This window comes from Bacteroides sp. Marseille-P8574, from assembly GCF_902825465.1.
Taxonomy (GTDB): Bacteria; Bacteroidota; Bacteroidia; order Bacteroidales; family Bacteroidaceae; genus Bacteroides; species Bacteroides uniformis.
On sequence record NZ_CADEBE010000001.1, the window covers coordinates 1553817 to 1566013 of the forward strand.

Below are 12197 nucleotides of genomic sequence, written 5' to 3' on the forward strand. Positions count from 1 at the left end.
TTGTTTTTCTTTTACCCTTATGTCGTCGTATGTATTCGCTCCAGTTCTTCCCGGATACGGAGTTCGGCGATGTCGCAGTACTCCTTCACGGTCTCGAATCCGATATAGTGCCGTCCCGAACGGATTGCGGCAATGGCAGTCGTTCCGGACCCGATGCAGTTGTCCAGCACGGTGTCCCCCTCGTCGGTGTAGGTGCGTATCAGGTACTCGACCAGTGCCACAGGCTTCTGGGTCGGATGATAGAATGCCCCTGTCTTGTGTTCTTTCGGGATGAAAATGACCGATGTCGGATATTTGTTGTCCGCCATGCGTACCGGTACCAGCTTCATCTCCCCGTAGCACCGGTTCGTGAAACTGCCTTCCGTCATGCTGCGTCCATGGTTTCTCCTTTCGGGAGGGCACGGTGTCATCTGCGGATGATACACGGGCTGCTTCATGTAGAACACCAGAATGTCCTCATGCTGGCGCAACGGCATCCGGTTGGCATTGAGATGGCCCGTAACACGGTCCTTCTGCCATACGAGGTTATAACGCCAGATTCCCGGTTGGGAAAGCATGAGATGCGCGGAGAATATTCCCTGGGCGAACAGGATGATCGGACTGTCCGGCTTGATAATCCTACGGTACTGCTCCCACAGCGGACCGAGGGGTATCTGCCTGTCCCAACATGCTGACCGGTTGCCGCGGTTCAATACACCGTAAGGCAGGTCGGCGATGATGGCATCGACGCTTCCCTCCGGCATACGGCTCATGCCTTCCAGGCAGTCCATGTTGTATATCTTGTCCGTCTCTATCATATCGCGTTGTTTTTCGGCCCTCCAAGCTGCAGGGCACTCGCCCAAGTACAACGTCCCTTCCGGTTTTCCCGGACCTCACACTCCCAGAAGGTATTCATCTCCGCGTGCTTGAAATTGACCGCCCCGTCTCCCGGCCCGTAAAAGCCAGTGTATTTCTGGAAGGCGAACAAGGCGATTCTCCGCCCGTCCTCTGCCAGAAAGTTGCATATCAGGGCGAAGCGTCCACCTTTCTGCCACCATTGGGTACTCACGAGTTGCCCGACGAATGTTTCGGCCTTGTCGGGAGCGAGGAAGTCATCGTAGTAAAAGCCGTCCGTTCCCTCATGTAGTTTTGAAATATCTGTTTCCATTGTCTCGAACCTTTTTATTTCCTTTTTTCCTGACCATTGACCAGATAGACGAAAGTCCCGTATTTCAGCTTGACCTTGTTTTTCTTGATGGCCTTGCTGATGGCGTTGCTCGTCTTCTGGTAAGCGTTGTTCACCGCCTGCATTCCCCATTGGGCGAGGCTGTTTCCTGTAGTTCCGGTACTCATGCTCATGTTGCCCGACATGGCACTGCTGGCCACATCCTTGCTCGTTTCCCGGAACTGGCTGTTCGGTACATACAGACCCTCCATACCGTCCGTGTCATAAAGCGCGAGACTGACCTTCACAAGCTCGTCGTCCACAAGGATGCTGTTGATGTTTCCCTTGACACGTCCGGACGAGAAGCCGCTTACCGTGGCGTACAGGTACGTACCCCGTTTCACCACGCACTCGTCTATTTCCACGTCATCCAGCAGGCGCAGCCTGATGCGTGAACCGTCCACAGCCTTGATGTCCTCGTCTATGATGGCCTGGATCAGCTTCGGTTCACGGGCATCCTTCGCCAGCGTGTTGAAATAGTCCGAGGTGGTCTTCACCTTGCGGACTACCGCGCTGGGCGGTTCGTCTGCCGACGGTGCTTGCACCGGACGTTTCTCCTCGTCGATGGTGCCGGCCTCCAGTACATTCTGCGGCGGAACGGTGTCCGTGGTATCCGCCTCTTCAGGGGGCATCACCATGTTCTGTCCTTTCAGCCGTGCTTCGGCAAGGGCCTTTTCCAACTCCGCGAGTGCTTCCTGTTCACGCTCTTTGGCGGCGGCAATTTCCGCTGCCGCTGCTTTTTCCTGCTGTTGCTCATCGAGCAGGGCGATGTCATCCTGCGTGTATTGTGATTCATATTCTTCCTTGTTTTCATCAGGTTCGTCTCTTTCTATGTTGCCGACCGCCGAGTAGTCCTGTATCTTGCCCCACGATTTCTCCATGTTCTCGTATTTGCTGCCAATGCCGTCATCCTTGATCTGCGCTTCCGGCAGTTCCGGATTCAGGAATTCTGTTGTCTGCAGCGTCTTGTCCGGTATATCCGCCGTTTCGGTATGAAACAGGTCGAATATGAAGTAGGACGCACCGAGCAGAGGGATATAAAGAATGGCAGGGAGCATGTACTTCGGCTGTCTGAAATTGATTTTCTCAAATATCTTTTTCATGGCAAGTCTGTTTTGCTACGGTTTGTATTTCCTGTCCCGGTTTCCCTCAGTTCCTCTTCCTGCAACATCCTGTGTCGCTCCCTCAATACCGAATCCTGCATCTCTGTCGCTGTCCTCTCCGCAGGCTGGTGACGATATACCACTGTTATACGGTAGATGTTCCATGCCAGCCCGCCCAGCACGAAAGCGAACACGATGACCAGAAAAAGAGTACGGTGCACGTTGGCAAAGCCCTGTACCTTGGCTGCCGCCTTGTCTATACGGGTCGCCTTGGCAAACTTGCGTCCGGCTTCCACATCACGCTCATAGCGTTCCTTGTACTTCGGATCATTCCTGTCAGGCATCTTTTCGCCCAGCAGCATCCGTCTGAATCCCTTGATGTTCATATCCTTGATTGTTTAATAGTTGCTCTTGCTTTTCTGTTCTATATCCTTGTTAAGGAGAGTGCGCCAGTTCACTATCAGCAGACCGTGAGGGTTGTTCTCCGTTCTCGGTACACGCTTGAGCTGACCGGCAGTCACCAGCTCACGCATCAGGATGTTGCTTCTGCGTTCGATTCGCTGGCGGCCGTAGTAGGTGAACTCCATGGTGCTCTTGTCAAAGCGGATGCTGTCACAATAAATCGAGAACACGGCACTCGTGCCGAGGATGTTGGAATAAAAACCTTTCTCCTTAAGAGTGTTATATTGCGCCAGACCTGTTTCGTCCACCAGGTACATCGCCTTTTCCATCGTGTATTTGATGTATTTGTCATCAGGCGGCAAGGTGAAGAAATAGTGGTGGAACATCTCCACATGGCTTTTGGCTTCCACGTCAAGCGTTTCATCCATCGTGGTACGGTTGACAAGAATGGGCACGTTGCCGTCCAGCACGTACACCTTTTTCTGTGCATCCGACACCATTGTCCTGGCTGTCCAGATGCTCGATACGCTGATGATGACACATCCCACGAGAAAGGCCGTGCAGATAATGCCCACCAGCCGTATCTTGTTTTCCAGATGCTTGATAATCATATCGGTTTATTGTCTTTTCCCGTTCAACATCATTACATATTCATCGTGCAGCATCGGCATGACTGTTTCCTGCAGTTCCGCAGCGAGAGCCCCGAACTCATCGGAAAAGACATGCACGTAATGGCCCAGCGTCATGACCTGCACGAATACCCACCAGATACCGCGTTTGCGCACTTTCGCCTTTTTCTGCAACTTGGCCATTTGCAGACGGTAGGTCAGGTAAGCGGCCAGCGGCGCTGCATAATGGTCGTCATACTCGAAGCCTTCGTCAAGGGCTTCATACTCCGGGGTAACTACATGGTTTTCCGGAACTTCGGTAATCTCTTTTCTCATGCGTTCATTCGCGTAGCGCAGGAAGCGTCCGTCCTTGCACCATTCTTTGATTTGTTCTTGTACGTTCATACTTTTTTATTTTTAAGGATTGTTGTTTATATGTTTTTTATCTTATCTCATGATTGCCCCGATACCGCCTGTCGCTGTCATCTTGGCCTGCTGTGCCACGCCTTCTCCAAAATTTCTCGTACTGAAGGCCGTGTCGCCCTCCGGTATCATCCACGCCGCAAGGTCAGGTACAAGGTTCAGACATTTCAAGGCTACAATGCTTGCCGCCATCAGATAACCGGCGGAGAAGAAACTGTTCTGCAGGTAGGCCGCCATTGTCTGCTCGCTGGCCGTGATTGCGGTCAGGTTTTCCACCTGGATGCACAGCACGATGTCGAAAAGGAGCAATACATAGAAGCCCACGAAGTAGAGCATGGCCCCGTAGAAATGTACCGTCAGGTAACGCGTCAGCCATTTTGCCCAGGAACCTTCCCATTTCGGCAGCAGAGAGAACGCCCATTGCAACGGGCCGAATATCGTCAGCATACCGAGCAATATCTGCTGGCAGTAGATCGTTGCCCACCAGCCTATGCGGAACACGACAAGGGCAATCAGCATGATGATTTTGTCTATTCCCACGACGACACCGGCCGTCAAGGAGGTGAACCACAGTTCCGCGGCATCCTTTTCCATGCTGGTCACTTCATCCACACCGGTCTGCTCCATGGTCGCCTCGATAAGGTTGGGGTCTGATGTTCCCGTGTGGGCGACATCCGCCTGTGCCTGCAGGCTGTGGTACATCGTGTCCCTTACGTGGATGAGCTGCTGCACTTCCTCGAACTTGTCCGCTATCTGTGTGGCTTCCGCCTCGTACAGGTCATGCGTGTACGAACCGATGCAGTTCGGGATGTAGGAAAGGAAGTCCAGAAAACACCAGTCGCTTCCGCTGCCGGCCATACCCGTGTCTGCAGGCGGATACCACCAGCAGAGAACGATGGAAACAGCCAGCGGCCTGAACAGCTTCATCACATCCAGCGGCTCATGCTTCACCATCATCTTGTAGGCCATGCCTGCCGCCATGACAAGCGAGAACAAGGCGGCCAGAGCCATGCACATCTGCAGTATCCACCAGAACGGCCCCTGCGAACCCGTAAACGTCGCGTCCGTGAGGAACTCGTTCGTTTGAAAAATCACATCGTCAATCTCCTCCTCAAGAAGATTGATACCGAAATCAGTGAGTATATTTCCGTCTGCCATTTGCCGTCTGTCTTTTTAGTTTCACCTGTTTACACTCTCTTCACCGTCACCCCCGGAACTGCCGCCCGACTGTGAGCCACGCACCGCGAGACGCGATTCGTTCCAGCGGCTCATGGCTTCCCTGATGACGCTGCCTTTGTCCAAGGTACGGTCCGAGGTCGCGTTCAGCAGGTTGCTCGTCAGGGTGGCATTCTGCCGTTTGGCGAGATAGCTGACAAGAATCTCATTCTGCTGCACCACGTCGTCGTAGATTCGCAGATACTCTTTCTTCCGCTGCGCATTGGGCATATAGGCATCCCTGGTAGCATCAATGGCGCACTGGAAAACATGGTAGTATTCCGTCCAGCGTTCCCTGTCCTCCGGGGTGCCCCCGGCAGGAAGGATACGGTCGATGTTACGCTTCATCCTTTCCATCTGGCCGTTGATCTTGTCACCTTCGGCAAGCCAGGCGATATCAGCCTGTCGGTCCGCCACGTTCAGGGCCTCTATTTTCGCGCGGCTCACCAATGCCGAATCGATGGATTCGGCTTCGTCCGTCTGGTTATAGAGGTTGATGCCGGCTGTTGTGCGGAACCCCAGTTTGTTCTTTGCCGCTGCCGATTTCTTGTATTTGTTGTGTAATGCCCAGTAGTACAGTTCCGGCGTGAGGGAGCCCGCACCGGTTTCCATGACCGTAATCTGGTTCTGCTTCGGCGAGTCGTGGTTATAGGTCACATACTGCGCCTGTGCCGTTGCTGTTGCAATGATCGCAACCGTCATGAGCATGAGTTTTCTGTTCATCTTTTTTCCCTTTTATCGTTAGTAATCAAGCCTTCCGGAGTTGCGCCAACGTCCGAAGGCTCCTTCAATTATCTCCTGTTTGGTATGTTCACGGTATATCTTCGACTTCCAGTAGCCGATTCTTACCTGTATGTATCGCCAGGTCTCCATATAGGCCCGGTTCAGATGCCGTTCGATGTCGTCCAGAGACCTGTTCACGGCCTCCAGCACCATCAGCAGATCCGAAGTGGAGCAGGCCGCCGCTCCCGTGGCATACAGCGCCAGGTCGCTGACCGACTTGTAGAGTTGCTCCCCGTCATGGGCTATATCCCGTATAGCTTTCTCGTTGATGGTGATGAGCAGGGCGTCGGAGGGTTCGATGCGTCCGCGTTTCAGCTCCTTCTCGTGAAATGCCTCCAGCATGGACTTGTAGTCCGCTATCCGGTCACTTACCGTATTGTAGGTGTTCTTTGCGTTCAATACCGTGCGTAACGACTGGTACATCACATCAATGACATCAAAGGCACGGGTGTACCGGTCAAGGTCGATATTCAGCTCCTTGTATTCGCCGACCTCCTTGCGGCTGTATTCGTGCAGCAGCTGGTTGCTGTACTCAAGGGTACTTCGGGCCAGCAACAAGCTACGCTGCTTCTTATGGTCATTGATATAGGCTTCAACGGACACCACGTCGAATGTCCATTGTGCTTTGACGACATCAGGCAGGAGTGCAAGCAGCACTATGGTTATCAGCAAGGCCCGTTTCATGGTCTTTCCTCCTTTCTCCCGCTTCGCAGGCTACGGGCGTTTTCCACCCAACGGTCATGGCATTCTTCCACGAGAGTGAGGCGTCGCCCTTCGTCCATATTCAGATCCGGAAGGACATCCTTCAGCACGTCGATGATGCTGCGCTTGTAATGCATCATCTTTTCCAGGGATACCAGGTCGGCGTATATCTGCGTAATCCGGGAATCCACTTCACGCGCGATTTCAAGACGGTCACTTGACCACAGCAGGTGGTACACCTCTCCGGTAGAGGTATCTTCCATCGGAGTGGTACGGGCATATTCCGTCGTGATCTTGCATGACGGATGCTCCCGGGCGATTTCCGCGATACGTTCATTCACGATCCGCTCTTTTTCTTCTTCCGGAAGGTCCGGGTCGAATGTCAGCACGTCGGCCACATACGTGTCGGTGTATTGCGAGGTCAGTTCCCAGCTGATCTGTACAATGGCACGGTGAATCTTGATGCCGAGGAAGTATTTCGGCTTGCGTGCTATGCTGATGGTTGCCTTGAAAGTTATCTCGCCGTCTATATTCGGCATGGTCGCCTTGCGGACGAACGTGTATCCATTCCACGAACCGCCGTCCTGCCACGACAGACTGTAGGCCGTCTTGCAGTCCTGCATGATGGCCGGGATACGGTAGTAGTCGTCCGTCGGCACGTCATTGTCGTTTGCCGCTTCCTGCTTCGCATCAGCGTATTCCTTCTGTTTCTTCTGCCACTCGGCCAGTTCTGCCTTCAACTCTCCGATACGCGTCAGGTTGGCGTTGTACTGCTGCCTGTAAACGGCAGCATCCTCTACACTGGCCTCGGATATTTTCTTCAGCAGCTCCTTGTTCTCATCCTCCAGTGCCTTGATCTGTGATTGAAGCATGGCTACCTGGTTGTCTGCCTCCCGTATCAGCTCATCCAATTCCGAAAAGTCAAGTTCATTTTCCGTCACGGAGGTCTGCATGGAGCAATCCTTGGTATGGGCATTGGGTGAACCGCCGCATTTCCTGCATTTGTACTGGGTCGAACCTTGGCCCAGGGTGGCCCCGTCCGAGCAGGTGACGCTGATGGTCACGCTCTCGCATCCTTTAAGTTTGGCGGCATCCGTTGCCTGATAGTAGTTCCGCGCGTCGGAAGCTATGTAATAGACATAGCCGTCCTCGTTCTCGTTGAATTCCGACAGACGGGCATTGAGCTGCGCCTTGAAGGTCTCCAGATCCATAGTGTAGGAATCGAATATCTCTTCATACACGATTTCCTCATGGTTCCAGCTTTTCTTGACATGTATCTCGTAGGCGTAAGCCTTCTTTGTCTGCTTGCCGCCGCGGCTGATGATGTAGGCGTTCTGCCAGTAGTTGATGCTGTAAGTGTTGCCGTCATTCTGGTTGTTGAGCTGCTGTACACGGTTTCTCGACCATCCGGCATATCGTTCCGAGTTGGAGAGAGCCTGTTCCCGCTGCGAGGCATTGGGATAAAAACCGGGGTCGCTCGTTTCGAAACGGGTCCACTCACCGCCGTTCAGGATGCTGTTGTCGTCCGTGGGCGGGTAATAGTCACACAATGACACGCTGCCTTGGTCACGTCTGGCGATGTACCAGCGCTGCGTGTAATAAGTCCCGGCTTCGTCGTCTATATAGTCACTGGTCCAGCCGGCAAGGTCGTAATCCCCGAACTCGAACAGGCCGGCCACGTTGTCAGGACCGCCGATCTTGTCCAGCAGCAGGTTCCCGATACCTTGTTCCGCTTCCTCGAACAGACCGGAGTAATGGTCGTACAGGTTGGCAATCTCGCTGACCTTGCCCGAAAGCAGGTTATGGAACATACTTTCAGGCAGCAGGGCATCGCCGAGATTACTCGCACCGGCCGTTGCCAGACCGACACCCAGATTGTAGAGATTGTCAAGGTCGCTTTGCAGGTTCTCCCGTGTAAAGCGGTCAGGAATCCGGGAAAAATCGTCCAGCATCCGCTGCCAGTCTATACCGCCCAGTTCCGAAAGTTTCAGCAGAGGCACGACCTCGCTGTTGATCTCCAGAAAAGCGATGTCCGAGAACGAAAGTGTACTGTTTGTCACAACGCTTTCGAACTGCATACACAGGCTCTTCGTCTCATCGCACACCTTCATCAGGTAGCTGCCCCAGTGGATCGCTGTCTGTGGGGAGTGAAGCATCTGCTTTGCCACCACCCAGATTTTCGGTATGATCTTGTCGGCCACCATGTGGTAGATACGGCGGTAATAGTAGTTTTCCGTGCTGCTACACCAGATACCGAGGTCCGAGAGTGCTTTGTGTTCCAGAAATTTGGAAGAGAAGATTCCGGCTGCCGCCACCTCCGCCGCCGTATAGTGCTTCAGGATGTCATCGACCTGCTCACGGTAGTAGCTTTCAGCCACGACCTCCGTACCGAACGCGGCTGCCATTGCCGCCACGGTACGTGCGTCATAGTTCACGCTGTAATACTGGGCGTGGACATGCTGCGTGAAGGCAAGCAGCAGAACTGCAAAGACAAGTGACAGTCGCTTCATGTTCATTCTGTTCAACGGTTGAAAATATTACCTCTCCGCTTGCTGCGGTTGTTCTTCTCAGGTACTCCCTGCAGGGCCAGTATCAGCTTCTCTGCTTCCTCCATAGCCTCGTATGGGGACAGACCCCTGTATCTGACATACAGGTCTCTGGCTACTTCATACCGGCGCTGGTCCCACTTGACCGCCTCCGATTCCTCGAAACGCATGATAGCCGCGACGGCTTTGTCCTCGTCTGACTCAAGTCCCATATATACGTCCAGTTCCTTTTCAGTCATGCCCAGACGCAATCCGAAATTGCCCAGCATTTCTTCCATGTGCGCGATGCTCCTTTCCCCCAAATGGCGGAAATGAATCAAGTCCCAGTTGCTGTGCAGGCACAGTTCCCGGATGGTGGCAATATCGTGGCTGTTGCACACGTTGCGGATGCGGAGAGCGTAAGGCTCAACTCTGAACAGTTCCGCTATAGGTCGGTCTATATCAAATTTTCCCATTGTATCTGATTTTATTGTTTTGCTTTCAGGTTCAGTACCCGTCCGGCCTCGTTGACCTTCTGGGCGAATGTCAGGGACTTGCTGATGCCGCTGGCATCCCAGTCCCGGCAATAGGCTTCGATGGCTTCCTGATGGCTGCACCGGAGCTCCCTCTTGTAGAGTTTCAGGGCTTCCTTCTCAGCACGTTCGGTCGTGTAGGTCATGTAGCATTCATGCGGCTCTTCCACGCCATACACGCCGCTTGTCGTTCCCCTTCGTATGAATACCTCCCGGAAGAACGAACGGCCGTCCTTGTTGTCCAGCCGGTTGATCGTGAATATCTTCTTGCAGTCAACATCGGTGAGTCCGAGAATGGCCTTGATGGTGTCGAAACGCTCCTTGAACTTGCTCTGGTCAAGCAGCATCACCACATCGCTGTTGTTGATGATGGCCTCTTTCACGATTTCACTGCCGATGATGTCCTGTATCTCCTGTGTCACAACGCCCACGCTGGCCCAGAACTTACGGGCCGTCTTGTACATGAACTTGATGTACTCGGCCATCAGCGGACTGGCAATGGCTTTCCAGGCTTCCTCGATGACAAGCACCTTGCGGTTCTTCTTGATTCGCATCTTCTGCAGGAACACGTCCATGATTATCAGCGTGACAAGCGGGAACAGCAGCGGATCATCCTTTATACTGTCAATCTCGAACACCACGAAGGTCTCGTCGAACAGCGAACTGTCCATGTTCTCGTTCAGGGTCTTTTCATGGTTGCCGCCCCTGTAGAAGTCCTTCATCATGTAGCGGTAAGTTGAGAGGTCTATGCCCGAAATGTGGTTCTCGTGACAGATGTCCGGAATACGCTGGACGGAGTATTCGTAAAATGAATTGAACGAGAGTTCTTCCACCTTCAACTCCTTGCGCCTGCGTTCCATTTCGTCTATCATGCACTCGATACGGCTGTTCCGTTCCTGCTCGCTTTCCTCACGGTTCCCGTCACGGTTGCGTTCGTCTATGGCGAGGCTTTTTCTCAGGTCTTCCCGCTGCATGGGCGTGAAGCCGTCGAAGCCGTTGAAATACGCGTCGTAATAATCGGTGATTACATTTTCCACCAGACGGTCTTCCGTCTTCGTGACTGTTCCCTGCGTGCCCTTCCAGATCAGCAGGACAAGATTCTTCAGGAAGCCGGTCTTTTCCACGTTCATCTCTTCCTTGTGGATACGGAACGGGTTCATCGTGATGGGGCGTTCCTCCGTGTAGCTGATGTACTTGCCTCCCAGATACTCGCACAATCCCTCGTAGGAGTTTCCGGTATCGACCATTACGATGTCTGTACCCTGTTCGTGCAGCTGGCGCACGACAGAGTTCATGTGGAAGGATTTCCCGGAACCGCTCGGCCCGAGGGCAAAAAAGTTCGAGTTGTCCGTCAGTTTCTGTCTGCCTTCCTTGCCGGTGATGTCGATGGCGACAGGCACTCCCTGGCGGTCAGTGTAATAGACTTTCACCGGGGTGTCTTCGCTGTGCTGCACACGTTCCTTGTACATCAGGCACATCGCCGCGTCCGATAGGGTCAGGAACCGGTCATACTCTTCATTCAGGCTGTAGCAGTTGCCTGGGAACGAGCCGACGAACAGCTCCAGCTGGTTGTAGGCTCGTTTGGAGATATGGATTCCCATTCTACCGAAAGCATTCTCCAGATGATTCGTACACTTCTGCAGGTCCGTATCGCCGGACACGGCCACTATAAGGTTGAAATGGCTGTACACGAGCTGCTTGCTCTCGCGGGCAATCACCTCCTGTACACGTTTTATGTCTTCGACCGCTGCCTGGTTGCTCGGGTTGGGAATGCTCGCGTGCCGGTTCTTCTTCTTGTCCAGCAGCGATAGTTCACGCTTCTGGTTGGGAAGGAAGATGACCTGGTTATAGACCACTGTATCGGCATTCGGAATGCTGTCAATGGCCGAGACAAGATCCACGGGCATTTCCGTGTTGTTCACTTCTATATTGGTATAGGGTCTGATCATCGAAGGCAGCGAGATGCAGTCCACGTCCACGAGACTGTACACCTTGCAGCGCTTGTCACCCATCGAGACGCTCTCGTCGTCCGTCTTGAAGTTCGTCATCGAGATGATACGGTCCTTGAAGTTCATGGCGAAATACCGGTCCACGTAATCGCTTGCCTCGGATTTGTTCAGGAAACGCGCCTGCACGCCGCTGTCCCGTAACTGGTCCTGTACCTTGCGGATCTTGACAAGGAAATCACGCCATTTCTTGTTGTCGAACGAGAAAAGGCGGCTTTTCCTGGCTTCCTGCGTGATGGTCAGGTAACACATGCTGTCCGTGTACGCCCTTCCCTTGAAATACCGGAAATACGATTCAGAAAGGAACTCCTGCTTCCCGGTATCCTCGTTGACAAAACGCTTCCTCACGAAGATGTCCTGCTTGTGAATGGCATAACCTTCTCCCAAGGTCAGGGCAAGGGCGGAGAACAGATGCGTGAAATCGTAGTAGCTGTCTATGTTCGCCGAATACTTCTGTACCGGATTCTCGATCTTCAGCACGGCGGAGTATTCGCCCGTCTTGGTGTACAGGACACCCACGCCTTCCGTGTCTTCCACCGAGAAATAGATGTCCTGGAAGATACGCTTGCGCTTGCCTCCGGTACCGAACGCATGGACGGATATGGCCATACCCGCGCATAAGGCAACGAAAATCAGGATAATGTATAGGGTCATTTCAATATACGTTCAATTAAATAGGGGTAGGCCCGTATC

Annotated in this window: 12 protein-coding genes; all 12 read right to left on the reverse strand. The window is 53.3% G+C overall.

Annotated features, from left to right (window positions below; genetic code table 11):
* Window positions 1-17: 17 nt before the first annotated feature.
* From HUX74_RS06710 to HUX74_RS06765, 12 genes are read right to left on the reverse strand one after another with little or no spacing between them, the layout of a single operon-like run.
* Window positions 18-797: a site-specific DNA-methyltransferase gene (locus HUX74_RS06710; protein ID WP_005807102.1), complete on the reverse strand. Its 780-nt coding sequence runs from the start codon at window positions 795-797 to the stop codon at window positions 18-20.
* On the reverse strand, window positions 794-1147 hold the full coding sequence (locus HUX74_RS20690) for a hypothetical protein (protein WP_008781599.1): 354 nt from the start codon (window positions 1145-1147) through the stop codon (window positions 794-796). The genes HUX74_RS06710 and HUX74_RS20690 overlap by 4 nt, the downstream gene beginning before the upstream one ends.
* Window positions 1148-1161: 14 nt before the next feature.
* Window positions 1162-2307: a conjugative transposon protein TraM gene (traM, locus tag HUX74_RS06720; protein ID WP_071148951.1), complete on the reverse strand. Its 1146-nt coding sequence runs from the start codon at window positions 2305-2307 to the stop codon at window positions 1162-1164.
* Window positions 2304-2693 carry a hypothetical protein gene (locus HUX74_RS06725; protein WP_005807095.1) on the reverse strand — a complete coding sequence of 130 codons (390 nt, stop codon included), beginning with the start codon at window positions 2691-2693 and terminating at the stop codon, window positions 2304-2306. Before HUX74_RS06725 ends, traM begins: the two co-directional genes overlap by 4 nt.
* 12 nt (window positions 2694-2705) lie before the next feature.
* Window positions 2706-3320: a conjugative transposon protein TraK gene (gene traK, locus HUX74_RS06730; protein WP_007216015.1), complete on the reverse strand. Its 615-nt coding sequence runs from the start codon at window positions 3318-3320 to the stop codon at window positions 2706-2708.
* A 6-nt stretch (window positions 3321-3326) separates the two neighbouring features.
* Window positions 3327-3722 (reverse strand): hypothetical protein, encoded by a 396-nt coding sequence (locus HUX74_RS06735; RefSeq protein WP_071148950.1) that lies wholly within the window; start codon window positions 3720-3722, stop codon window positions 3327-3329.
* A 42-nt stretch (window positions 3723-3764) separates the two neighbouring features.
* Entirely contained in the window at window positions 3765-4898 is a 1134-nt protein-coding gene (locus tag HUX74_RS06740; RefSeq protein WP_071148949.1) for a hypothetical protein, read from the reverse strand.
* Between the two features lie 21 nt (window positions 4899-4919).
* Window positions 4920-5678, reverse strand: coding sequence for a DUF5045 domain-containing protein (locus HUX74_RS06745; protein WP_007216017.1), 759 nt, complete (start codon window positions 5676-5678; stop codon window positions 4920-4922).
* An 18-nt stretch (window positions 5679-5696) separates the two neighbouring features.
* A complete protein-coding gene (locus HUX74_RS06750; RefSeq protein WP_071148948.1) occupies window positions 5697-6422 on the reverse strand; it encodes a hypothetical protein in 726 nt (241 codons plus the stop codon).
* Window positions 6419-8950, reverse strand: a complete 2532-nt coding sequence (locus tag HUX74_RS06755) for a hypothetical protein (protein WP_071149384.1) — start codon at window positions 8948-8950, stop codon at window positions 6419-6421. Before HUX74_RS06755 ends, HUX74_RS06750 begins: the two co-directional genes overlap by 4 nt.
* Window positions 8951-8961: 11 nt before the next feature.
* A complete protein-coding gene (locus tag HUX74_RS06760; RefSeq protein WP_071148947.1) occupies window positions 8962-9441 on the reverse strand; it encodes a hypothetical protein in 480 nt (159 codons plus the stop codon).
* Between the two features lie 11 nt (window positions 9442-9452).
* Window positions 9453-12158 (reverse strand): helicase HerA domain-containing protein, encoded by a 2706-nt coding sequence (locus HUX74_RS06765; RefSeq protein ID WP_071148946.1) that lies wholly within the window; start codon window positions 12156-12158, stop codon window positions 9453-9455.
* Window positions 12159-12197 lie beyond the last annotated feature (39 nt).